Origin of the sequence: Hyalangium versicolor (genome assembly GCF_020103695.1) — a bacterium.
In the GTDB taxonomy this organism is placed as follows: Bacteria; Myxococcota; Myxococcia; order Myxococcales; family Myxococcaceae; genus Hyalangium; species Hyalangium versicolor.
Genome location: NZ_JAHXBF010000014.1, coordinates 37,405 through 62,101, shown reverse-complemented (window position 1 = coordinate 62,101; position 24,697 = coordinate 37,405). Strand labels below are relative to the sequence as shown.

The window sequence follows — 24,697 nt, the reverse complement described above, 5'->3', positions numbered from 1 at the left end:
TATGCGGCGGTGGGCCCATGCTTCGCTCGCCCACCTCGGAGGAGCCGCGATGAGGTGGGCACTGCTCACCGCCGCGCTGGCCCTCGGGTGCGGCACCGCTCAAACGAGAAGAACAAGCAGCTTCGGTCGCGACCGACATTGCCGTAACCTCATGACACGCCGGGGTATCGAAACCCGGCGTGCAGCGCGAGGGAGGACCGTATGGCTGTTGACGTGATCGTCGTCGGCGCTGGGCTGGCCGGCTTGGTTGCCACGCACGAGCTGACTCGTCGAGGCAAGAAGGTCGCGCTCGTCGACCAGGAGAACAAGGGCAATCTTGGTGGTCAGGCGTACTGGTCGTTCGGCGGCATCTTCCTCGTGAACAGCCCCGAGCAACGTCGGCTGGGTATCAAGGACTCGTTCGATCTCGCGTGGAACGACTGGCAAGGCAGCGCCGCGTTCGATCGGCTCGACGATGAGGATCGGTGGGCAAGCCGCTGGGCGCGCGCGTATGTGGAGTTCGCGGCCGGAGAGAAGCGTTCGTATCTCACCGAGCAAGGCATCAGCTTCCTCCCGACGGTGGGCTGGGCCGAACGCGGCTCTCTGAGAGCGACGGGCCATGGCAACTCGGTGCCGCGCTTTCACGTCGCGTGGGGTACGGGCACCGGCATCGTCGAGCCCTTCGCGAATTCCGCGCTCGAGGCCGAAGCACGCGGGTTGGTCTCGTTCCACAACCGCCACCGCGTCGACGAGCTGGTATTCACTCATGGCGCGGTGACCGGCGTGCGCGGCACCGTGCTCGCGCCGGATGACGCCGTCCGTGGTGCCCCGTCGAACCGGACGGCCGTCGGGCAGTTCGAGCTGTCGGCGCAGGCTGTCGTCATCACGACCGGTGGCATCGGCGCGAACCACCAGATGGTGCGGCAGTACTGGCCCCAGCGGATGGGGACGCCGCCCGCGTCGATGCTCACGGGAGTGCCGGCGTACGTCGATGGCCGGATGCTGGACATCGCCGTCGGCTCTGGCGTGCGGCTCGTGAATCGCGACCGCATGTGGCACTACACCGAAGGCATCATCAACTGGAGCCCGATCTGGCCGAACCACGCGATCCGGATCCTTCCGGGGCCGTCGTCGATGTGGTTCGACGCGCTCGGCCGGCGTCTGCCGGAGCCCTTCCTGCCTGGCTACGACACGCTGGGCACGCTTCGCTATCTGCGCACCACGCCGGACATTGCGCAATACGATCACTCCTGGTTCATCGCGACGCAGAAGATCATCGCCAAGGAGTTCGCGCTGTCGGGCTCGGAGCAGAACCCCGACATCACGTCGAAGAGCAAGAGAGCGTTCGTGCAGGCGCGACTGCTGAACCGCGCCGCACCTGGCCCCGTGGAGGCGTTCAAGAAGCACGGCGCGGACTTCGTGATCGAGCGTGATCTCGAGGCCCTGGTCAGGCGCATGAATGCGCTCACCGACAAGCCGCTGCTCGATCCCGCCAACATCCGCAGGCAGATCGAGGCCCGCGACCTGCAGATCGCGAACTCCTTCAGCAAGGATGCGCAGATTCAAGGCATCCACAATTCGCGCAAGACGCTCGGCGACCGCCTCGGGCGCACGGCCGCTCCACATCGGATCCTCGATCCCGATGCCGGTCCGCTTGTCGGCGTGAGGCTGCACATCCTCACGCGCAAGACGCTCGGCGGCATCCAGACGGATCTCTCCTCGCGTGCGCTTGGGAGTGATGGAAACCCGATCCCAGGACTCTACGCAGCCGGAGAAGTGGCAGGCTTCGGTGGCGGTGGCGTGCACGGCTACAACGCACTCGAAGGAACGTTCCTCGGAGGATGTATCTTCTCCGGCCGCGCCGCCGGCCGCGCGCTCGCTGACAGTCTCTAGACGAGCCGCCTGAGGTGGCGGGCATCCTCCAGAGGGGCGAGCCTTGACCCGCAGCCCCCCGCGCCGCTCCACCCTGGTGTCATCACTCGCCGATGGCGGTCTCGCCGGGCTTGGGATGCAGCTCCGTGCGGACAGGGACGAGCTGGTTCTCCTTCACCTCGCAGGTGGCCTGGGCGGGAGTGATCCTCCAAACCTGAGAGAGCGTGGCCGCGCGCCCGAACTTGAGCGCGCTGGTGCCCACCATGAGCTCCTGCTTCTTGCCCTCATCGCTGTCGCTGTAGATGACCGTCAGCCCGCCCGGCTCCCAGGGGAGCTGGATCTTCAGGTGAGCGACCTTACCCTCGCGCGCGACTTCGACGGGGAGCGGCTCCTTGGGCTCCCCGTACGCTGAGAACACCTTGCCATCGGCGATGCGGATCCCCCACTGGAGGAGCCCGGTCTGCTCTTCTTCATCATCGCAGGTATTGAAGGATGTCGGGCCCCAGCCGGACAGCCAGAGCTCCACGTGGTCATCCGTGAGCCACTTCTCCCCCGGTCCCGTCCAGGTGTCGTCCATCACTTCCAACAGGAGCACGTTCCCCTGGGCGAGCACGGCGCGGATCCGGGCGTCCTCCTCCCCCTGCGCCTTCCCGCGCAGGACGAAGGAGCCGTCCACCGAGCAGCGCCCAAGCGACATGCGCTTCCACCCCTCGCTGAGGAAGTGCGCGGGCACCGCGACTGCGGGGACGAGCTGCGCCTTCACGGTCTCGCAGCTTGCCCAGGTCGAGCGGCCCTCGAAGGTGGCGTAGTCGAAGCTCGCCCTGTTCATCTTCTCGGTGTCCAGGGCGTCATAGCTGACTTGTTCGCCGCGGGCCCACACCAGGGGCACCAGCTGCAACTCCGCCACGCGCTCCCATCGCTCACGGGCGCCGCCTGTCACCGTGTGGATGAAGCGATTCTTTTCCACGTTCACTTCGTCCTCGCCGATACCCTGGGTCTCGGGGCAGGAGTCGAGCAGCTTGACCACGGACTTGTCGGGCCTGCGCAGCCACCACTCCTTCTGCTCGCACTTGGAGTCTTCCTCCTCCTCTTTCCCACTCTCTTTTCCCAGTGACAGCTCGACCACCTCGTGGCCCTTGGGTGCGCGCTGGGTGCCCTTCACGATACAGTGCGGACGGTCTCCACAGACGTCCTTCGCTTTCTGGGCCGTGGCTGGCGCCGCCAGCAGCAGCCCGAGCAACACGAGCCACCCTCTCCGTTGAGATTGCTTCATGGTGGACTCCTCCCGGCGCGGGCAGCCCTCTCTGCACCGAGCCTACGGCACGGACAAATCAGGCGGGAACGTACGTTAACCGGATCGCGTCCTCGCCGACCCGGTCGCTGGCCACAAGGCGGAGCGGCGGTCGGGGGGCGGCGAAGAACGGCTTGCCTCGACCCAGCACGACTGTACTCGACGATCATCGTACCGATCCTTGGCTGGTCCACCTGAAGCAGGGGAGGCCTATAGGCGGAGGCTCAGGCCATCGTCCAACCGATTGTCGACATGGGAGGAATCGATGGCATCAATGGATGGCGGTGTCTCGCGGCCTCCGCGCCGGACCACGCAGACGAGACGATCCTGGAAGAGCGCCTCGGCTCGCAGCGTGGGCGCGATTCAGAGTGTGCGCTTCATCCCCTCGTGGCTCGCCTCGAAGCCGAGGCGTGCGTAGAAACGGTGGGCCGCTTGGCGGCGCTTGTCGGTGGTGAGCTGGATGAGGCGGCAGCCGCGGGCTCGGGCGCGGGCCATCGCGTCCTGCATCAATTGCTCGCCGATGCGCTGGCCCCGCAGGTCCGCGCGCACGCGTACCGCCTCCACGAGCGCGCGCCGCATGCCGCCGCGGCTCAGACCGGGGATGAACGTGAGCTGCAGGCAGGCCACCACCTCGCCTATGCGTTCGCCCACTACGAGCACATTGTTCGGGTCTGTGGCGATCTCGTCGAAGGCGGCGCGCACCTCCAGGGTGGGCTCGTCCACGTAGCCCGTGCGCTCCCGGGCGATGGCATCGTCGGCGAGCAGAGCGAGGAGAGTGGAGAGGTCTGCAGCGGTCGCCTCACGGAAGGTCACTTGGGACATGGCCGGGAGAATGCCATGCGGTACGCCCATGTCACCGGTCCCAGCTTCTTCACCTCTTCAGGAGGTGCTCGCTCAGCTCCCACAAGCGCTGCGCGGACTGCGGATCGATGGAGTGTGAAGCGACCTCCGACGGGATGCTGTCCGCGGTGAGGGGGCGCGGCTCGTCGTCGAGGCGAGACACGTCGTTGTCCTTCAGGTAGACGCCTCCAAGGTCGGCAAGCAGCGGACTCGTGGCAGCGAAGACGATGGTGCTGGCGCCTTGCTTCACCGCCTTCTTGCCGCGCTCCGGATCGATGATGGGCTGGCCGGCTTCGTTGATCAGGCCCATGGCCCGGAGCGACTGGTAGGCCGGTGTGCCGGGCTGCTGGGGGTCGACGACAACGCCTGGGTGGACAGCGAAGGCCCGGATGCCGTCCTTCGCGAAGCGGCGATCCAATTCCACGGTGAAGAGCACGTTTGCCTTCTTCGCCTGCGCGTAGGCGACCTGCGGGTCGTAGCCGCCGTTCGCGAAGTGGAGGTCATCCCAACGCAGGGTGCCGATGCGCTGCGCGCCGGAAGACAGGTTGACCACGCGAGCGCCGTGCGCCGCCCGGAGCGCTGGCAGCAACCCGAGCGTGAGCTGGAAGTGACCGAGGTGACTGGTCGCGAACTGGATCTCGAAGCCGCGCGCGTCCAGCGTGAGCGTCGGGGGGGCCTTCGGAGTGGCACCGTTGATGAGGACGTGGAGCGGGCGGGGCGATGCGAGCCAACGAGCTACGAAGTCATTGATGGATTTTGGATCGACGAGGTCGAGCCTGCTCACCTCCGCGCGCGAGATGCCCGCGATGGCGCGACCGGCGCGCTCCAGATCGCGCGCGGCCACCGTGACAGACGCGCCGGCCTGGGCCAGAGCGCGCGTCGTCTCGAGGCCGAGGCGCCCATGACCGCCGGTGACGATGATGTTCTTTCCGGCCAGATCGACGCCGCGAAGGACCTCTTCGGTGGTCGAGGATGCGGTGAAGCCGGTTCCGAGGGGACGTTGCTGATGGGTCATGCCCATTCCTAGTCACTGCGCCGGCGAAGCGATTGGAAGGATCGGACAGGTTGCATCGCGTGGGGTTGCACGCATCGGCTCGGTGCATGAAAGTCTGGGTATGGCCCGCGTGATTGCCAGCGTCGATTCGATGTTCTCTCTCTCTCGCTTCGTCGAGAGCGTTCGAACCGTCGCGCCCGTAAGCGGTCGCGCTTGTCTCGTCGACCGGCTGCCCGATGGACGGACCTCGCTCGTCTTTCGTGTCATCGAAGAGGGGCGTCGCGGTGACATCACCGTGGTGGGGCCGCGCACCCGCTCGCTGCTGAAGAAGGCGAGCGGCTTCGTCAAGGCGGTCATACTCGACTTCAAGCCCGGCTGGTCCAGGCCGTTGCTCGGGGGGCCCGCGAACGAACTGAAGAATGAGTTCATTGCGTTGGAACATCTTTGGGGGCCTTCCGCGACCGCGCTGTACCACGAGCTTCTCGGCACAACGAGCGTGCCCGAGTTCCTCGACCGCATCGCGCACGCCTTCGCGGTGCAGCTCTCGCCGACGTTCGAGCCCGTGTCCGCCCGGCTGGCGCGCCACGCGGCCCGCGTGCTTGATCGCGAGGACGTGCGGGTCGACGCTCTGGCCGAGCGGCTGGGCGTGACGACCCGCCACCTGCATCGCGCTTTCGTGGAGAACGTCGGCGTGGGGCCGAAGGAGTTTGTCCGGTCCATTCGCTTGCAGCGCGCCTTGCGGCTGGCGGCGACATCGAGCGACTGGGGTCGCGTCGCGCTCGACGCGGGCTACTACGACCAGTCGCACCTCATCGCCGACTTCCAGAAGCTCGTGGGGCTCACACCGGGTGCGTTCCTCAAGCGTGCGAACGAGTTCGGTGCCGCTGCGCTGCTTGCGCCCGAGGCGTAGAGGTAGGCCACCACCGTCTCGGCTGCCCTCCACCAGCCCGCCTTCTCGAGGGGCTCCTGGCACGGGGAGCCCGAGCGCTTCGCAAAGGCTAAAGAACGAGGGAGGGCAGGGCGATGCCACCAAAGTGGCCCGCTCTCGGGGTGACATGCCGGTGCTGTGGCTTCCGGTTCCCTCAAGCGGGTGCGGCGTCTTCCTTCAACATGTCCAGCAGCGCCTTCTCCGAGCAGTGCAGAGCTGGACCCTCGTGCTTCGTCAGCTCGTCCACGGACTCGAAGTAGCGGTCTACCACCTTGCCTTGCTCGAACATCGCGAGCACCGACGGGTAGATGTACGAAGACTTCGCCACCGCTGGCGTGTTGCCCAGGTGCTCCGCCGCCTCGCGCACCGCGGCCACCATGGTCTTCTTCGCCGCCTTCACTCCGCCCTCGGCCGCCGCCTTCTTCACCCGTTGCCGCGCCCGCGCCAGCGCACAGGCACAGATCAACGTCCCAGCCCACGTCCGGAAGTCCTTGGCCGTGTACTCCACTCCCATCACTTCCTGGATGTACTCGTTGATGTGCCGCCGACGCACGTCCACGATGAATCCGTCGTCCAGTACGAACTTGAATACGTCCCGGCCTCGCACCTTCAGCAACTGCCGGACGAGCGTCGCCACCCGCCGATCCTTCAGCTCGCGGTGCTGCTGCTGACCGCTCTTGCCCGGGAAGTCGAAGTACACCGTGTCGCCCACCACCTTCACGTGCCGCGCCCGCAGCGTCGCCAGCCCGAAGCTCCCGTTCTCCTCCGCGTACACCTGGCTCCCAGGCCGGATGAAGCACGTACCCAGGATGCGCAGCATGCACGCCAGCACCTTGTCTCGCCCCAGGCCCTGTTTCCGCAGATCCTCGCTCACCCTCCGCCTCATCCGAGGCAGCGCTCGCGCGAACCCCACGATCCTCCGGTACTTCTCCTCCTGCTGCCGCCGCGTGAACGACTCGTGGTAGTAGTACTGCCACCGCCCCGCGCTGTCCTTTCCAACTGCTTGTAATTTCGACTTCACAGACGGTGAGATCGCCACGTCCGTCCAGGCAGGCGGAATCTTCAGCGCTTCGATTCGCTCTCGCTCGGCACGAGGGACCGGGCGACCGTCGGCTCGCACGTACCGGAACCCCCGCTTGGGGCTTCCCAGCCTTCGGATCCCTTCCTGCTGGAGGCACTCGATCTGGGTCATCGTCCCCATGGGATGTACAGCCTGCTCACCTGCCGCAATCCGCTACAGGCAGGTGGCACGTAGAGCAGGCAGCCAAGACCGGCAGGGGGAGGGCTTCCCTGGCCGCCCCCCAACTGGTTTAGACTCCGACGAATTTTCCCGCCCGGAGCAGATGAGCACCTTCCTCGATTCCATCCTGGCCTTTCCCACCGTCTTCTTCACCATCCTGCTCGGGGTGACGTTGACGTATTGGATCTTCGTCATCCTGGGAGCCGTGGGAATCGATGTGCTCGACGGCGATGTCGACCTCTCCGCCGGAGCCAAGGCCGCCAGTGGCATCCTTGAAGGTGGTGCCAAGGCCGCCGGTGGCATGCTCGAAGGTGGCGCCAAGGCCGCCGGTGGCGTGCTGGATGGCCACGGTCACGCCCATGGTCATGGCCATGGCCATGATCACGACGCGGACGGAGACGGCGCGGGGCTTCTCTCGGCGCTCGGCTTCGCGGGCATTCCGGTGACGATCTCCTCCAGCTTCGTCACCTTCGCCTCCTGGACCGTGTCCTTCCTCGCTCGCGAGGCGGTGTTCAACCTGCTCGGCTCCGTGGTGCCCAGTCTCCTGCTCAGCGGCGGCCTGTTCCTTCTGAGCCTCGTCGTCGGCACGCTCCTGGCCGCCGTCGCCGTACGCCCGCTGCGTCCCATCTTCATCGCTCGCAAGGCTCCCGGCCGCGACGATCTCATGGGCCGCGTCTGCACCATCAACAGCGGCAGCGTGGACAAGACCCACGGCCACGCCACCTTCGAGGACGGAGGCGCCGGCCTCATCCTCAACGTCTTCTGCACCAACGCCAACCAGCTCAAGCGCGGTGATCAGGCGCTCATCCTCGGATACGACGCGGCTCGGGACGTCTATGAGGTGGAGCCGGTCGACTGGCTCCTCCCCGAGGAGGTTGCCCAGATTCATGATCCCGAGAAGGGCGCCGCCATCGCGGCTCGTGCCAGGGACCGGGTGCACTAGGACTTCATGCGACGCCCACCGTCGCTACCTCGCTGCCCGGAGAGCCGTTTGCGGGGGACTCCGGACACGTCAAACAAGGCCCGCCGTTTTTCTATCCAAGAAGGAACGCAATGGATCCTGTCAGCGCACTCGCGATCGGCGGCGGAGCCGTCGTCATCATCTTCGGCACCCTCTTCACCGTCGCACGCTTCTACCGGCAGGTGGATCAGGGCAAGGTGCTGATCGTCAACACCCTCAAGAGCGAGCCGACCGTCACCTTCACCGGCACCGTGGTGATCCCCATCATCCACCGCGCCGAGGTCATGGACATCTCCCTCAAGACGGTCGAGATCGATCGGCGAGGCAAGGAAGGCCTCATCTGCAAGGACAACATCCGCGCGGACATCAAGGTCACCTTCTTCGTCCGCGTGAACAAGACCCGCGAGGACGTGCTCAAGGTCTCCGGCGCCATCGGCTGCGTCCGCGCCAGCGATCAGGAGACGTTGGAGAACCTCTTCGAGGCCAAGTTCTCCGAAGCCCTCAAGACGGTGGGCAAGCGCTTCAACTTCGAGGATCTCTACACCCAGCGTGACGAGATCAAGGACGAGGTCGTCAAGGTCATCGGCCGCGATCTCAACGGCTACATGCTCGAGGACTGCGCCATCGACTTCCTGGAGCAGACCCCCGTCGAGATGCTCGACAAGGACAACATCCTCGACGCGCAGGGCATCAAGAAGATCACCGAGCTGACCACGGTGCAGAATGTCAGCACCAACGAGTTCAAGCAGAACGAGCGCATGGCCATCACCAAGCGCAACGTCGAGTCGGATGAGGCCATCTTCGCCCTCGAGCGCCAGCGCGCTGAGGCCGCCGCCAAGCAGAAGCGTGAGATCGACAGCATCCAGGCCCGCGAGACGGCCGAGGCCGAGCGCGTGAAGGCCGAGGAGCAGGCCAAGGCCCAGCTGGCGCGCATCAAGGCCGAGGAAGAGATCCTCATCAACGAGCAGAACAAGTCCCGCCAGGTCGAGGTCGCCGAGAAGAACCGCGAGCGCGTGGTCGGCGTGGAGACCGAGCGCGTCGAGAAGGATCGGATGCTCGAGGCCATCAACCGTGAGCGCGAGACGGAGCTGCAGCGCATCGCCAAGGAGAAGGCGCTCGAGGCGGAGAAGAAGGCCATCGCCGATGTCGTCCGCGCGCGCATCGCCGTGGAGAAGACGGTCGCCGAGGAGGAGGAGCGCATCAAGGATCTGCGCGTGACGGCCGAGGCCAAGCGCCAGAAGGACGCGCTGCTCATCACCGCCGAGGCCCACGCCCAGGAGAAGCTCGTCAAGGACATCAAGGCCGCCGAGGCCAGCAACGAGGTGGCCAAGTTCATGGCCAAGGAGCGGCTCACCCTGGCCGAGGCCGATCTCGAAGCCGCCGACAAGACGGCCAAGGCGAAGGCTCGGCTGGCCGAGGGCATCCAGGCCGAGACGGCCGCCCCGGGGCTCGCCAACGTGCGCGTGCGCGAGGCGGATGCCGTGGCCAGCGAGAAGCAGGGCCTGGCCAACGTGCGCGTGAAGGAGGCCGAGGCCGAGGTCATCAAGAAGCAGGGCCAGGCGCAGGCCGAGGCCATCCGCGAGCGCCTGCTGGCCGAGGCCGCGGGTGAGCAGGAGAAGGGTCTGGCCAAGGCGCGCATCCAGGAGGCCGAGGCCGTCGCCGTCCAGAAGCGGCTGCTGGCCGAGGCTGCTGGTGAGCAGGAGAAGGGCCTGGCGCACGCGCGTGCCCAGGAGGCCGAGGCGTCCGCCATCCAGAAGCGCGGCGAGGCCGAGGCCGTGGCCATCCAGGAGAAGCTGCTGGCCGAGGCCAAGGGTCTGGCCGAGAAGGCCACCTCCATGAAGGCCCTGGACGGGGTGGGCAAGGAGCACGAGGAGTTCCGCCTGCGTCTGAACAAGGAGCGCGATGTGGAGCTCGAGGCGATCCGCGTCCGCAAGGACATCGCCGAGGCCCAGTCCAAGGTGCTCGCCGAGGCCTTCAGCCACGCCAAGTTCCAGATCGTCGGCGGCGACGGCCAGTTCTTCGAGCGGTTCGTCAAGGCCGTCTCGCTGGGCACCTCGGTGGATGGCGCGCTGGAGCACAGCGATGCGCTGCGCACGGTGGCCCAGGGCTACCTGTCCGGCGAGAAGGACTTCTCCGCGGACCTCAAGGAGATCCTCTCCAAGCCGGGGCTGACCAATGACGCGCAGAACCTGGCCGTGGCCGCGCTGCTGCACCGCATGGTGAGCAACGCTCCGCCCCCGGCCGCCGCCGTGCAGCCCGCTGCCCCGGTGGTGGACAGCAGCGGCCGGTCCGTCTCCTCGGAGAAGTCCAAGGAGTAGGCCGCTTCGCTCGCTGTGTGTGAATCCCTGGCCTCCTGTTCCTCCGCCGTGGAGTGGACAGGAGGCGAGGGTGCTTTCTTCTCTTCATCCTGTTTCTTCCCGGTGAATCACCATGGCAACTGACGGCGCGAAGCCCGCGGGCACTGCTCCCGCAGGTGAGACGACGCTGGAGGGCGGCAGCTACGAGGTCATCCGTGCGCGCCTCCTGTCCCAGGCGGAGGAACTGGGCACTCGGGCCGCGGATCTCAACGCGCGGCGCAAGGCGCTCTTTGGCGGCACCGAGCTGACCGTCATCGGGAACGAGCGCGTCCGCACGGAGAACAACTGCGTCCCGCGCGACATCATCAGCGTCGGGAAGTACCTGCTCTTCGGCTACAACGTCTTCATCGGGCTGAAGAAGGAGACGGCCGTCGCGGACGTCTTCTCGCTGCACAAGTTCGAGAAGACGGCCGAGGGCTTCGATCTCACCGCCGTGCCTCCCACCGAGGGCGGTGGCTTCCTGGCCGATCCGCGGTTCGTGAAGGACTTCGGCGAGCTGTACAAGTACTACAAGGACGCGAAGCTGCTGCAGCTCAGCCGCACCGAGTCCCGGCTGATGGCCATCTTCCAGACGGGCCAGACGCTGCGCGACATCAAGGTCTTCCGCTTCAACATCGATGTCGAGGGCCGAGCCACCTATATCGACAACCAGGGTGAGCGGGACCTGGTGCTCCCGCCGGCGCACGACTTCGAGTGGACGGTGACGTCTCGCGGGAACTACGTGCTGGGCACCCACCCGCACGTCAACATCCTGGATCAGGTGTTCGTCGAGACGGTGAAGGGCGACCTCACCGTCAAGGTGGAGAACAACACCAGCACGGGCCTGGGCATCTACAGCGAGCCCGTGGACGATGCGGACCAGGCGCTGGATGACGCGGAGATTGCCTACGCGAAGGTGGGCGGCCTCATCCTGCTGCGCGTGCTGCCGTTTCGGGAGAAGACCCACCGCTATCTGGTCTTCAATACGCGCACGCAGCACGTGGTGCGCATCGATGCCATCGGACAGGCGTGCGTCCGGCTCCCAGAGGACCAGGGCATCATCTTTCCTGGGGGCTTCTATCTGCAGACAGGGGACTTCAAGGTCTTCGAGGGCACCTCCGAGGGCATGGAGTTCACCCGGGCCATCCGCTCTCCCAATGGGGAGGATGTGCTCTACATCTTCCACCGCCGCGACGAGGGCTCTTACGTCCTCTTCCCGTACAACCTGGTACGCAAGGAGGTTCAGAATCCGCTGCTCGGGCACGGGTTCAGCCTCTTCGCGGACGGGTGTCTGGTGATCTTCCGGGCCGCGTCGAACGAGCCCACGCGCGTCCACCCGATGCAGATCTGGCAGACGCCGTTCGTCTCGGCTGAGCACGCCGCTACCTTGCCCCCGGCGCCCGGCTACCTGGGCAAGGTGGGTAACGCGGAGCTGGTACGCGGCATCTCCGATGCGCTTACCCTGCAGCGCATCGCGAAGTCGGACAAGCCCACCCGGCGCAGCTACGAGGATCTAATCACCTCGGTGACGCGCGCAGTGGATGCCTATTACTGGCTCGCCCACGCCGAGGTGAAGCTCCAGGAACCCATGGAGGCGCTGCGCCGCACCTCCGAGCTCATCATCGACGAGTTCGAGAAGGTCCAGGCGCTGCAGAAGCGCGCGGTGGAGGCCATTGCCGGCGCGGATGCGAAGCAGCAGGCACTGCTCCTGAAGGTTCGCCCCGAGGAGCTGACGAACGCCGATTCGTACATGCAGGCCCTCACCGAGCTGCGTCAGCAGCGTGGGCACCTGATCTCCTTGAAGGAGATCCGCTACATCGAGCTGGCCCGGGTGGAGGCACTGGAGAAGCAGGTTGTCGAGGAGACGGACCGCGTCAGCGCGGAGTGCGTCACCTTCTTCCAGAAAGGCGAGGCGCTGCAGCCCGTGGGCGAGCGGCTCGACACGCTGCTCGCGAAGCTGGAGCCCGTGCAGACGACGCTGGAGCTGGCTCCGCTCGCCGAGGACATCGAGACGGTGGGCAAGGGCCTGGAGGTGTTGGGCGAGGTGGTGGGCGGACTCCAGGTGGGTGATCCGCTGGCTCGCGCGAAGATCCTGGAGGGCATCTCCGAGCTGTTCTCCCGGCTCAACCGGGTGCGCGCCGGGCTCCAGGTGAAGCGCAAGGAGCTGGTGGGCCGCGAGAAGCGCGCGGAGTTCGGCGCCCAGTTCAAGCTGCTGGCGCAGAACATCGAGAGCGGCCTGTCCGTGGCGGACACGCCGGAGAAGTGTGATGAGGGCCTGTCCCGCATCACCGTCCAGTTGGAGGAGCTCGAGGGCCGCTTCGGCGAGTTCGACGAGTTCCTGGGGCCCATCACGCAGAAGCGTGAAGAGCTGCTCGAGGCATTCGGGGCCAAGAAGCAGGCCCTGGTGGACGAGCGCCAGCGCCGCGCGCAGAACCTGTTCAGCGCCGCCGATCGCATCCTCGTGGGCGTGCAGCGCCGGGCGAAGTCCTTCAAGTCGGACGACGAGCTGAACACGTACTTCGCGTCCGACTCCATGGTCCAGAAGCTGCGGCAGTTGTCCGAGCAGCTCATGGATCTGCAGGACAGCGTCCGCTCGGACGAGGTGCTCTCCCGCATCAAGACGGCACGCCAGGATGCGCTGCGCGCCCTGCGGGATCGCCAGGATCTGTTCGAGGACGGCCAGGCTGTCATCAAGTTCGGGAAGTACCGCTTCAACGTCAATACCCAGGCGCTGGATCTGACGCTGGTGCCGAGGGATGGCGCGCTCTTCATGCAGCTGACGGGCTCGGACTATGCCCAGAAGCTGGAGGACCCGGAGCTGGAGAAGTACCGGGAGCTGTGGGAGCAGCACCTCGTCTCCGAGACGCGGGAGGTGTATCGGTCGGAGTTCCTGGCCGCGTGCATCCTCGCGGATGCGGAGGAAGGGAAGGGCGGACTGATCCTGTCGGCTCTGCACGAGGCGGTCACCTCGGGAACGCTGCTGGAGCGCGTGCGCGCGTACTCGGCCGAGCGGTTCGACGAGGGCTACGAGCGCGGCATCCACGATACGGACGCCGTGAACATCCTCGAGAAGCTGCTCACGCTCCACAAGGGCGCGGGCCTGTTGCGGTTTGCTCCGACGCCACGCGCCTGGGCCTCGCTCTACTGGGCGTTCGATTCGGATGATGCCGGCCGTGCCGTCGGCCACCGCCGGGCGCGCAGTCTGGCTCGGCTGCGCACGGTGTTCTCCAGCGCGTCTGAGTTGGCGGTGCTCGGGGATGAGCTGGGAGAGCGCGTGGGCGCCTTCCTGACGGCGAACAAGATCGCGCATTCGCCCGCGGAGGCCCGTCAGGCCGGCCGCTACCTCGTGGAGGAACTGGGGGAGGAGCGGCCGCGCTTCACCACCAGCAGCGAGGCGGTGGCGCTGCGGGACGCCTTCATCGGACAGTTGGATCGGAGGGGGAATCGCCCGGCCTTCGAGGATGATCTGCGAGGTCTGGAGAAGAACCTCCCCGAGCGCCTGCGCATTGCTCGGGCCTGGGTGGACGCGTACCTGGCTCAGCGTGAGGGCGGGCCGGGAGAGGCGGCGCACGTGGCGGTGGAGGCCGCCGTGCTGCTGCTCACCGAGCGCAGGCTGGATCGCCAGGAGGCCGGGGCGCTCACCGCTCTGGAGGTGACGGGCCTGCTGGGGCAGCACCCGCGCATCACGGACCGCAAGATGATCCTGCGGTTGGACGAGTTCCTCGCTCGGTTGGGCGAGTTCCGGCAGTTGAAGGTCCCCGCCTACCATGCGTACCGAGGCCTGCTGCGCGATCAGTTGGAGCGCGAGCGCCGGAAGCTGCGGCTGGAGGAACTGAGCCCCAAGGTGCTCACGTCCTTCGTGCGTAACAAACTCATCGATGGAGTGTACCTGCCGTTGATCGGCGCGAACCTCGCCAAGCAGTTGGGTGCGGCGGGGGAGAACAAGCGCACGGACCGCATGGGCATGCTGCTGCTCATGTCTCCGCCCGGCTACGGCAAGACGACGCTCATGGAGTACGTGGCGAGCCGGCTGGGATTGACGTTCGTCAAGGTGAACGGCCCGGCGTTGGGGCACTCGGTGAAGTCGCTGGATCCGGCGGAGGCGCCCAACGCGACGTCTCGGCAGGAGGTGGAGCGCATCAATCTGTCGTTCGAGATGGGCAACAACGTGATGCTCTATCTCGACGACATCCAGCACACGGATCCGGAGTTGCTCCAGAAGTTCATCTCGCTGTGCGACGGTCAGCGCCGGATCGAGGGCGTGTGGAACGGGCGGACGCGCACGTATGATTTGCGGGGCAAGAAGTTCTGCGTGGTGATGGCGGGCAACCCGTACACGGAGACGGGTGAGCGCTTCCGCATCCCGGACATGCTCGCCAACCGTGCTGACACGTACAACCTGGGCGACATCCTGGATGGCAAGGAGGATCTGTTCGCGCTCAGCTACATCGAGAACTCGCTGACGTCGAACCCGGCGCTGGCGCCGTTGGCCACTCGGGATCCGGGGGACATCCAGAAGTTCATCCGGATGGCTCGCGGTGAAGATGTGAACACGGGCGAGCTGTCGTACGGGTACGCGGCGGCGGAGATCCAGGAGATCACCGCGGTGCTGCAGCGGCTCTTCAGCGTGCAGAAGGTGCTGCTGAAGGTGAATCTGCAGTACATCGCGTCGGCGGCACAGGATGAGCGGTTCCGGACGGAGCCTGCGTTCAAGCTGCAGGGCAGCTACCGCAACATGAACAAGCTCTCCGAGAAGGTGGTGGCGGCGATGACCGACGAGGAGTTGGAGCGGCTCATCGACGATCACTACCAGGGCGAGTCCCAGACGCTCACCACGGCGGCGGAGCAGAACCTGCTCAAGCTGGCGGAAATGCGCGGACGGCTCAATCCGGAGAAGGCGAAGCGCTGGGAGGAGATCAAGCAGGGCTTCGCTCGGGTCAAGCGCATGGGTGGTAAGGAGGATGATCCGGTCGCTCGCGTGACGGGTCAGCTCAGCGCGATCGAGGAACAGCTTGGTGCGGTGAGTCAGGCCGTGTCACAGGCGGCGGAGACGGTGCGCCACGGCCAACTGGAGAAGAAGCCGGGGCAGGATCCCGTGGCGGCTGTCACTCCGAGGCTGGAGGCGCTCCGGGAGGCTGTGCTGGAGGTGGCTCGGGTGGCTCGCGAGACGAAGGACACGCCACCACCTGCGCCCGTGGTGAACGTGCCGCCAGCACCGGATCTCTCGCCGTATCTCCAGTATCTGGCGAAGGTGCTGAAGGCGCTGGCGGAGCGCTCGTTGCAGGCTCCGGCGCCTGTGGCGGCTTCCGGGCCCGTGGCGGATCTCACGCCGTTCATGGAGCAGCTCACCAAGGCGGTGGCGACCATGGCGGAGCGGCCTGTGCAGGTGGCCCCAGCGCTCGCCAGGGCTGCTTCCGCACCGATGCCGGTGGATCTGCCCAGGCAGGTCTCTCTCATCCAGGCCGCGTTGGAACCGCTGGAGCGTGCGGCTCGGCGCAGTCTTCAGGCCGGGGAAGAGGACCTCAAGGCCATGCAGGTCTGGCAGACGGTGACGGAGGCTCTGGCGCTGGTCCAGGCCATGATCCAGTTGCGCTGAGTCACACGGTTGGAAGGGCAGGGGCCCACATTTCGGGGGACACAGGTCGCGGGTCCCTCGTCTCGGTGCGGGTCCCCCCGTCACTTGCGCAGGCCTTGACGCGGTGCTTCAAGTGCATGTTGTCGCTGGTTACTTCTCGTGCGTTCGGTATTAGCTTCTCGTACGAGGAGAACCGCCGTGGCCGTCCCGAAGAAGACGAGTTCGCAATCCAAGGCCCGCTATCACCACGGAGACCTGCGCCGCGCCCTCATCGACGCGTCCCTGGCCCTCATCTCCGAGGAGGGTTTCAGTGCTCTCACTCTGCGTGAGGTGGCTCGGCGTGCCGGTGTCACTCACGCCGCTCCCTACCGGCACTTCGCCGACAAAGAGGCCCTGTTGGCCGCCGTCGCCGAGGAGGGCTTTCGCTCCATGGCCGCCCAGATGCGCGAGCGCATGGACCGAGAGACAGACCCCGCCGAGCGCTTGATTGCCTGCGGCGTCGCCTATGTCCTCTTCGCCGTGCAGAACCCCTCGCACTTCCGAGTCATGTTCGGCCCGCACTTCGCCCGTCCCGCCGAGCACGAGAGCATGAGCACCGAGGGCGGTCATGGCTTCGGCCTGCTGCTGCAGTGCCTCACCGAAGGCCAGCAGGCAGGCGTGCTGCGCTCCGGAGATACGCTCTTACTGGCCATGGCGTCCTGGTCCCTGGTCCACGGACTGGCCTCGTTGCTGGTCGACGGGGTCCTCGAACCCATGGGCAACGGCTCCTTGGACCCCGAGGCTCAGGCCGTGGCCCAGACCCGCCTGTTGTTGGACGGTCTGCGCGTCAGGCCCCAGAACGGTTGACCCCGCCCCGGGGTGGACTAGCGTCCCATCCCCATGTCGTCTCAGCGCCAACTGGAACTGACCGTGCCACGCGTCCGCGCTCGCGAGCTGGGGCTGCCCCTGGGCCGCTTCAAGCCCGGCAAGTACAACGCCATCACCGATGTGGACGGTGTGCTGGTCGGCCACAGCACCATCATCCGCGGCGAGGGCCCCCTGCGCCCAGGCCACGGCCCCGTGCGCACCGGCGTCACCGCCATCCTCCCCAACAACGGCAACATCTTCATGGAGCGGATGAACGGCGGCGGCTTCGTCCTCAACGGCGCCGGCGAAGTTTCCGGCATGACGCAGCTCATGGAGTGGGGGCTCGTGGAGACCCCCCTCATGCTCACCAACACCATGGCCGTGGGTGCCGTGTCCGATGGCGTGGCGCGCTATCTGGTCGAGCGCTACCCCGGCATCGGCGACGAGCACGACGTCATCATCCCCATCGTCGGCGAGTGCGACGACAGCTGGCTCAACGACATCTCCGGCCGCCACGTGCGCGATCACCACGTCATCGAGGCCATCAACAACGCCAAGGCCGGCCCGGTCGCCGAGGGCAATGTGGGCGGCGGCACCGGCATGGTGACGTGCGACTTCAAGGGCGGTATCGGCACCGCCTCGCGCAAGCTCCCCGAGGCCCTGGGCGGTTACACCCTGGGCGTCCTGGTGATGTCCAACTTCGGCAAGATGCACAACCTGCGCGTGGGCGGCCTCCCCGTGGGCGAGGTGCTCGCCGAGAAGTTCAAGGACACCCCCCGGCGCGGGCAGACCTACGGCTCCATCATCGCCGTCGTGGCCACGGACGCCCCCCTGCTCAGCCACCAGATCAACCGCCTGTGCAAGCGCGTCTCCCTGGGCATCGGCCGGGTCGGCAGCTACGCGGCGCACGGCTCGGGGGAGATCATCGTCGGCTTCTCCACTGCCAACATCATCCCCCGGCGCACCCAGAAGATGGTCTACAAGCTGAAGATCCTCCTGGACCAGCGGCTGGACCCCCTCTACGAGGCCGTCATGGAGGCCACCGAGGAGGCCATCCTCAACTCCATGTGCATGGCCGAGCCTATGAAGGGCGTAAACGACAACTACTGCCCGGCCCTGCCGCTGGACGAGGTCCGGCGCTTCGTGGACGCCTGCCGCCCCATCTTCGCCTCGGTGAAGAAGCGCCCCCAGCAGAGCAGCGCCCCCGCCTCGCGAGAGAAGCCCGTGGACGCCGACAAGGAGGGCGAGGTCCGTCTGGCCGAGGCCCTGCCGACCGCCGTCCGAGGGGCCGAGGGTATCCCTTACCCCACAAGGCCCGCCCCCGATGAAGCGGAGGGTTCCGCTCCCGGGGGGTCTTCTGATACGTAGCGCTCCCTTTCATCACCCAGGAGTCACTTGAATGGCCCGTAGCAAGAGCAAGCACCGCCGTGTGCAGATGAAGAACCGTCAGGCGTGGAAGAAGCGCATGAAGAAGCACAAGGCCGCCGCCAAAGAGGCTGCCAAGAAGAAGTAGGCCCCCTGCGCCCGATTCACGGCTGCCCGTTCTGGGTGGCCGTGTAGGCGCGCACCAGGGAGCAACGCGCCGTCCCCTGAGCAGAGGGCCGGGTGTAGGTGCCCGTGAAGGAGCCGGAGAGCTGCCCCGTGCCGCCATCCGTGCCGCCGTCGGCTCTGCCGGGAATGTAGGTCCCCGAGAGGCTGAACTGGGTGGTGCCCCCATCGGTCGCCGACTGGCTCCCCAGCAAGGTGAAGCTGTAGTTCTGGAAGAGCGTGCCCTGCAGCCCCACCGCGTCCAGCGTCGCGTTGAGCTGGCTGCCGGTGTGCTGGATTTCCAGCGGTCCCTTCGGCAGTGTCACCCCCAGTGAAGTGCATTCGGCCGGGAGGGAGCCCGCAGCGAACTCCAGCGGGTAGCGTCCCTCGATCGAGGGGCACGCCGTGCAGGGCGCGCCGTCTTCGCCACAGCCGATGGCCACGGCCACCGCGGTGCTCGCGAGCGTGGTGGCGATCACCCAGAAGCGTCCAGAAGTCATAGCTCGTTTCCTTGGCAAGGGAGTCGGTACTTCCCCGAGATGGGGAGCATTCCTACGTTGTTCTTGGCGGGTGGGGAGCCGTGGGGCTCAAGGGTGGTGGGGCGTGTCGGCGGCCGATTCGAAGCGCTGGTCCAATTTCGTGTTCGCGGGGCTGTTTGCTCTCGCGGTGGTGCTGTTCTCTCGCATCTTGCTGCCCTTTGTGATGCCTGTGCTCCTGGGCGGCTTTCTCGTCGTTCTCTTCTTACCGATCCAGGACTTCCTGTGCCGGCGGTTGAAGGGGCGCAAGGGGCTCAGTGCCCTGCTCTCCACGCTCACCGTCTTCCTCCTCATCCTCGTGCCGCTGGCCGGGGTGGGCTGGCTGGTGGGCCGTGAACTCTTCCAGCTCGCGACCAACCTCCCGGCCGTCCTCGAGCGGGTGGATGTTCGCCAGGAACTGATCACCAACCTGCCTCGGGGGCTGAGCCGCTATGTGCGCTCGGAGTCCGTGGGCTCGGAGATGGAGAAGGGCCTGCTGTCGGCCGCCACCGGGAGCGCCACCGTCATCAAGCACGCGGTGGGGATGGGCTCCGAGTTCGTGGTCAACCTGTTCCTCATGACGGTGGCCATGTACTACTTCTTCCTGGACGGGCGCCGCCTCTATGCCGAGGCCATCCGCCTGGTTCCGCTGGAGCGGCGCTACATCCAGCACTTCTCGCGTGAGTTCACCGACGTGGGCTACGCCATCGTCTATGGCAACACCGTCACCGCGCTCGTCCAGGGCGCCGTGGGGCTGGTGGGTCTGCTGATCGCCGGTGTGCCCCATGCGGTGGTGTGGGGCGCCGCCATGGTCATCGCCGCGCTCGTTCCGGTGGTGGGCACGGGCCTGGTCTGGGTCCCCATCAGTCTCCTGCTGTTCCTGTCCGGCAAGACGAGCGATGCCCTCTTCCTGGCCGCCTGGGGCTCCCTGGTGGTGGGTACCGTCGACAACTTCATCCGGCCCCGGCTGTGCGGCTCGCGCATGGCCCTGCACCCCCTGATCGTCTTCCTCTCCATGTTCGGCGGGGTCGCGGTGTTCGGGATGATGGGGATGCTGGTGGGCCCGCTCATCGCCGCCTTCTTCATGGCCATGGTGCGCATCTACCGGCGCGACTTCCTGGGGCTGACGCAGCCGGCGGTGTTCGAGAACCCCGGCGAGCCGCCCGCCACCGCCACCCCAGCCCCCTCGGCCATGGAGGCCACGCCCATCCTGGCTCCCGCGGTCCTGGAGGCGGCTCCCTCCCTCGCAGCGTCTCCCATCGAGACCTGATGCGTGTGGTTGTGGACATCGGGTGTGGGCTGGGTGAACCTCCCAGTTCAGATGATGTCCATGGGACGATGGATGAGTCGGTGGGGCGCGGTGCTGGCCCTGGCCTTGGTGCTGACTTCTCACGCGGCGTTGGCCCAGAAGGCGGCCAAACCCCGCGTCGTGGTCCTCGACTTCGAGGGTGACAAGCGCGGTGCGCTGCGCAACCAGGTGGAGACGGGCCTCAAGAAGGGCAAGCAGGTCGAGGTCGTCCCGCTCAAGAAGTACACGGCCGCCGCCAGCAAGGCGGGCCTGAAGGGCGCCGCCGCCCAGACGGCCGATGGCATTGCGCAGGTGGCCCCCGGGCTCGGGCTGACCGCGGTGGTGACCGCCACGGCCGGGCGCACCCTGGAGATCCAGGTGCAGGGCTCGGATGGCCGGGAGTTGTGGACCAAGAGCGTCAAGCTCCAGCGCGGGAAGATGTCCGCGAGCGAGGCGCGCAGGCTCGTCGCGGGCATTGCCGCCACGGCCGCCAAGCCGCCTCCGGCTGTGACGCCGCCTCCTACGGAGCCCGCCACGCCTCCGACGCCCTCCACGCCTGAGCCGTCTCCGCCCGTCGCGGTCACTCCGCCTCCATCCGCCAGCCCGTCGCCGCCCGAACCCATTGCTGCGAAGCCGCCCCCCTCGGACGCCGCACCCGCCGAGACGAAGCCGCCAGCCACGCCTCCTGCGACGAGCTCCGCTGATGCGCCCGTGGACTCGACTCCGGAGAAGCCGTCCCTGGAGCCCGAGGAGACGCCCAAGTCCGTCGATGACGAGTCCCACACTTCCACGAAGCCGGTCGTCGCGGCCGCGGCGAGCCAGACGAGGCTGGATGCCGAGGACAAGCACCGACATCCCCCCTTCATCCACCTGTTCCTGGGGGGCACCACCACGTGGCGCACGTACTGCGCCCGGCCGGGCTCCAAGTCTTGCGCCGAGTTCGACAGCCGCCCCGAGGAGAACCAGACGGGCGACACGATCGACTTCAAGTCCGGAGTGCCCTACCTGGGGCTGACCGGTCAGATCGAATTGCTGCCGCTGGCTCGTTCGGGCAATGCGTTGCGCGGCCTGGGTCTGGTGGCGGGCTACCAGCAGGGCTACTCGGAGACGCAGGTGAAGGTGACGACGGATTCGGGAGAGACGCCCACCCGGAGCGTGGTGGCCACCGACACGGTCATCACCGGCATGCTCCTGTACCGCTACTACTTCAACATGGGCACGGTCGAGCGCCCGAGGCTGGCGTACGCGGGCTTTCGCGGAGGCCTGCTGAGCCGGGCCTTCGAGGTGGATCAGAAGGCGCAGGTTGCGCTCACGGGCTCGCACCGGATGCACCCGTCGGCGGGGCTGGAGTTCTCCGTGCCGTTGCGCCACTGGCTGCGCGTGGAGGGCGGCGGGCAGTTCTTCATCGGCCCCAAGGCTGGCAAGAGCCTCACCGCCGATGAGGGTGAGCTGGAACTCGAGGTGCGGGATCTGGGCACCGAGGTGTCGAGCGCCGGCTGGTTCGGGGAGCTGGGCCTGGCCGGTGAGGTGTGGGGCCCGCTGGGCTACTCGGTGCGCGGCCGGTACACCACCGTGAAGGACACCTTCACCGGCGCGGGCGCGCGGGTCGGCTGGGAGCAGGGGGGCGTGGCCTCCGAGCAGCACATCGACATCCGCTGGGGCTTGACCGCGTCGTTCTGAGCCCCCTGCGGCAGGCGCCGCTGGAGGGGATTGGCAGGCCACCAGGGTGTGTGGGAAGTGTCACCGCATGCCCAGGTCCCACTTGGTGTCCGCTCGCTCCGAGCGCCCTCGCGCCGTCATGGGGCTGCTCGCGCTGTTGGCCCTGTCCCTGTCCGCGTGCGCCACGATGCTGCCCGCTCGGGGCACCGTCGTGATGCGCGATGTGAACTTCCCGTTGAGGGACTTCAAGCTCCCCTCGGGCCTGCGTGTCGTGGTCGAGGAGGACCGGCGCGCTCCAGTGGTGGCGGTAGTGGCGCTGGTGGGCACGGGGAGTTCGGGCGATCCGGCGGGCAGGGAAGGCCTCGCGCACATGGTGGAGCACCTGGCCTTCCGGTCGCGGCACGAGGGCAGCGCCTCGATGTGGACGCGGCTGGAGCGGGCGGGCGCGGGCCGGTTCAACGCCTTCACCGGCATGGATTACACCCGCTACGAGACGCTCGTGCCGCGCGAGTCCTTGCCGGAGTTGCTGCACCTCGAGGCCCAGCGATTGAGCACTCCGCTCCAGGGGATCACCGAGGAGGTGTTCACCGTGGAGCGCGAGGTGGTGCGCAACGAGCTGCGCGAGGGTAACGAGACGGGCTACGTCGGGCAGGTCTTCGAGTGGGTCCAGGCGGCGTCCTTCCCCGCGGACCATCCGTACGCGCGGCCCGTCATTGGAACCCATGGCTCGCTCTCGCGGATCACCCTCGCGGATGCCCAGCGCTTCGTGCGCAAGCACTACCAGCCCGACAACGTGACGCTGGTCATCACTGGCGACGTGGATCTGGAGGCCATGGAGGCGCTGCTGAAGGAGCACCTGCCCGAGTCCTGGTACGGCAGTGGACTCCCCCTGGCGGTGAGTCCCCGGCTGCCGCAGCCAGCTCCCGAGCCTCCCCTGGCCCCCAAGGCCTCGAAGCTGATCGCCCACGAGGCCGCGCTCCCTTCACCCGAGCTGTACCTGAGCTGGGTGCTGCCGCGCGGTTTCGACGAGGCGAGCGTGGTGCAGGAGTTCGTGCGCTCCAGCCTCTCCGTCGCGCTCGGCCGGGCGATGCTGCATGACGGCGACATCGCGGGCATCAGCAGCGAGCTGATTCCGGGCACACGCGCCTCGATGCTGTTGGTGCGGGTGGTGCTGATCTCGGGAGCCCACCCGGACAAGTCGGCGGAGACGGTGCTGGATCAGGTGTACTCCGTGTGGGACACGGCCCTGGCCGCCAGGGATGTGCTCACCCGGCAGCTCGACTTCCAGCGGATGCACCGCAACGTCACGGTGGGCATGGCGCTGGATTCGCAGGATCTGCTGGGCCGCGCCATACGCCGGGCCGAGCTCACCCATTACACCCTTGATGCGCTCGCCTATGGAAGCACCCAGACGGCGCTGGAGGCGCTCGATGGCTCCAAGGTGACCAGCTTCGCCTACCACTGGTTGCAGCGCGACCGGGCGCGCGTGGTGTTGGTGAAGCCGGGGGAGAGCGGTGTGCCTGCCCTGGCCGCCGTTCAGGGGCTGCCGCCCGATGAGGAGACCGCGGTGCGGCCCCAGGGCCCGCTGCCCGCGGCGCTCACGACCCCTGTGCCGATCACCTCGATGCGCCTGGGCAACGGCATGGAGGTGTTGCTGGTGCCGCGGCCTGGGATGCCGTTGGTGAGCGTGGGAGTGATGCTGGGTGGGGGCGAGGTGAGCGGGAAGCAGGGAGTGGCCGAGGTGACCGAGTGGGTCTCCTTCCCCAAGTCGAGTTACGAGGGAAGCCCGGGAGACTACGGCCTGCGCAGCTTCACGCGGCTCTACCGCGATCACCTGCGCTATGGGGTCGAGGGCGCGGCGGGCAACGTGGGCAACATGCTGGCGATCATGTCCGAGCGGTTGTCCAGCACGGGCACCGAGAACGAAGCCCTGCGCGTCTATCGCGAGAACGTCATGCCCTGGCGCAAGGCGCTGGATGCCGACCCCGAGGCGAAGGCGGAGCGGGCGCTTCAGCGGGCCCTCTACGGCGAGCACCCCTATGGCCACTCCACCTCGTTCGAGGAGCTGGAGCAGGTGACGCAGTCGGATGTGGAGGGCTGGCTCTCTCAGGTACATCGCCCCGCGAACGCGGTCGCGGTGATCTCCGGCGAGTTCGAGCCCCAGCAGGTCCTGCCGCTGGTGCAGCAGTATCTGGGCGGCTGGGGCAGCAAGGGCGCTCCGGTGGAGGCGCCACCGCTCCCGGCGATGCCGGCACCCACTGCGAAGCCGGAGTTGCTCTTCACTCCGCGCCCGGGAGCGACGCAGGGCCATGTGCAGCTCGCTTGCCGGTTGCCGGAGGTGACGGCTGAGGCCGCGGCTCGTTACGGGCTGATGGCCGAGGTGATGAGGCGGCACCTGTGGCGCCAGGTGCGCGAGCAGATGGGCGCCACCTATGGCTTCCAGACTCGGGTGTCAGTGGCTCGTGGTGGCGCGGCCTACCTGTTGCTGGAGGGCGTGGTGGAGGACTCCCAGCTGAGTGCCTCGATGACGGCGATGCGCTCGGTGATGGCGGCATATGCCCGCGAGGGCGTGCCCGCCGCGGAGCTGGAGGGCGCTCGGAGCCGGTTGCTGGCGGAGCAGGCCGTGTCGCTCACGACCTCGTGGGCTTGGGTGGATGCGGTGTTGGACTCGCGCGTGTTGGGCTGGGATGCGGAGGCCATCACGCGACGGCCGGCTCTCCTCCAGGCCGTGACGTCAGCCGATCTGCGGAAGGAGTTCGCTGCCTGCACGGAGCGGCTGGTGGTGGGCATCGTCGGCGACGAGGCCCAGGCGCGGAAGGCGGCTCAGGCGGCCTTCCCGTGAAGCG

At 67.3% G+C, this 24,697-nt stretch carries 16 protein-coding genes; 11 read left to right on the top strand and 5 right to left on the bottom strand.

Annotation, left to right across the window (positions count from 1 at the left end):
* Window positions 1-201: 201 nt before the first annotated feature.
* Window positions 202-1,872, top strand: a complete 1,671-nt coding sequence (locus KY501_RS27665; RefSeq protein WP_224366463.1) for an FAD-binding dehydrogenase — start codon at window positions 202-204, stop codon at window positions 1,870-1,872.
* 82 nt (window positions 1,873-1,954) lie between these two features.
* Here the strand turns inward: KY501_RS27665 and KY501_RS27660 are convergent, their stop codons facing one another.
* The 3 genes from KY501_RS27660 to KY501_RS27650 form a co-directional block, all read right to left on the bottom strand.
* A complete protein-coding gene (locus KY501_RS27660) occupies window positions 1,955-3,124 on the bottom strand; it encodes a hypothetical protein (RefSeq protein WP_224366462.1) in 1,170 nt (389 codons plus the stop codon).
* A 381-nt stretch (window positions 3,125-3,505) separates the two neighbouring features.
* Entirely contained in the window at window positions 3,506-3,964 is a 459-nt protein-coding gene (locus KY501_RS27655) for a GNAT family N-acetyltransferase (protein WP_224366461.1), read from the bottom strand.
* A gap of 49 nt (window positions 3,965-4,013) precedes the next feature.
* Entirely contained in the window at window positions 4,014-4,997 is a 984-nt protein-coding gene (locus KY501_RS27650) for an SDR family NAD(P)-dependent oxidoreductase (protein ID WP_224366460.1), read from the bottom strand.
* A gap of 100 nt (window positions 4,998-5,097) precedes the next feature.
* Between KY501_RS27650 and KY501_RS27645 the strand changes: the two genes are divergently transcribed.
* Complete coding sequence (locus KY501_RS27645) at window positions 5,098-5,886, top strand: helix-turn-helix domain-containing protein (RefSeq protein WP_224366459.1); 789 nt, start codon at window positions 5,098-5,100, stop codon at window positions 5,884-5,886.
* 172 nt (window positions 5,887-6,058) lie between these two features.
* On the opposite strand, the gene KY501_RS27640 is transcribed toward KY501_RS27645, so the two are convergent.
* Window positions 6,059-7,105, bottom strand: coding sequence for a DNA topoisomerase IB (locus tag KY501_RS27640; RefSeq protein ID WP_304608641.1), 1,047 nt, complete (start codon window positions 7,103-7,105; stop codon window positions 6,059-6,061).
* A 142-nt stretch (window positions 7,106-7,247) separates the two neighbouring features.
* Between KY501_RS27640 and KY501_RS27635 the strand changes: the two genes are divergently transcribed.
* The 6 genes from KY501_RS27635 to KY501_RS27610 all read left to right on the top strand — a co-directional run bounded on the left by KY501_RS27635 (window position 7,248) and on the right by KY501_RS27610 (window position 18,375).
* On the top strand, window positions 7,248-8,087 hold the full coding sequence (locus tag KY501_RS27635) for a hypothetical protein (protein ID WP_224366458.1): 840 nt from the start codon (window positions 7,248-7,250) through the stop codon (window positions 8,085-8,087).
* Window positions 8,088-8,197: 110 nt separating this feature from the next.
* Window positions 8,198-10,423, top strand: a complete 2,226-nt coding sequence (locus KY501_RS27630) for an SPFH domain-containing protein (RefSeq protein WP_224366457.1) — start codon at window positions 8,198-8,200, stop codon at window positions 10,421-10,423.
* A 112-nt stretch (window positions 10,424-10,535) separates the two neighbouring features.
* On the top strand, window positions 10,536-16,037 hold the full coding sequence (locus KY501_RS27625; RefSeq protein WP_224366456.1) for a DNA repair ATPase: 5,502 nt from the start codon (window positions 10,536-10,538) through the stop codon (window positions 16,035-16,037).
* 177 nt (window positions 16,038-16,214) lie between these two features.
* Window positions 16,215-16,862 (top strand): TetR/AcrR family transcriptional regulator, encoded by a 648-nt coding sequence (locus KY501_RS27620; protein ID WP_224366455.1) that lies wholly within the window; start codon window positions 16,215-16,217, stop codon window positions 16,860-16,862.
* 33 nt (window positions 16,863-16,895) lie between these two features.
* Window positions 16,896-18,230, top strand: coding sequence for a DmpA family aminopeptidase (locus KY501_RS27615; protein WP_373691645.1), 1,335 nt, complete (start codon window positions 16,896-16,898; stop codon window positions 18,228-18,230).
* Between the two features lie 31 nt (window positions 18,231-18,261).
* Entirely contained in the window at window positions 18,262-18,375 is a 114-nt protein-coding gene (locus KY501_RS27610) for an aminopeptidase (protein ID WP_224366453.1), read from the top strand.
* 16 nt (window positions 18,376-18,391) lie between these two features.
* Here KY501_RS27610 and KY501_RS27605 read toward each other — a convergent pair whose 3' ends face one another.
* The gene (locus tag KY501_RS27605; protein WP_224366452.1) at window positions 18,392-18,889 is read right to left on the bottom strand and encodes a hypothetical protein; all 498 of its coding nucleotides are present in this window, start codon (window positions 18,887-18,889) and stop codon (window positions 18,392-18,394) included.
* Between the two features lie 103 nt (window positions 18,890-18,992).
* Between KY501_RS27605 and KY501_RS27600 the strand changes: the two genes are divergently transcribed.
* The 3 genes from KY501_RS27600 (at window position 18,993) to KY501_RS27590 (ending at window position 24,693) form a co-directional block, all read left to right on the top strand.
* On the top strand, window positions 18,993-20,174 hold the full coding sequence (locus KY501_RS27600; protein WP_224366451.1) for an AI-2E family transporter: 1,182 nt from the start codon (window positions 18,993-18,995) through the stop codon (window positions 20,172-20,174).
* 72 nt (window positions 20,175-20,246) lie between these two features.
* Window positions 20,247-21,872 carry a hypothetical protein gene (locus KY501_RS27595; protein WP_224366450.1) on the top strand — a complete coding sequence of 542 codons (1,626 nt, stop codon included), beginning with the start codon at window positions 20,247-20,249 and terminating at the stop codon, window positions 21,870-21,872.
* A gap of 67 nt (window positions 21,873-21,939) precedes the next feature.
* A complete protein-coding gene (locus tag KY501_RS27590; RefSeq protein WP_224366449.1) occupies window positions 21,940-24,693 on the top strand; it encodes a M16 family metallopeptidase in 2,754 nt (917 codons plus the stop codon).
* Window positions 24,694-24,697: the final 4 nt, after the last annotated feature.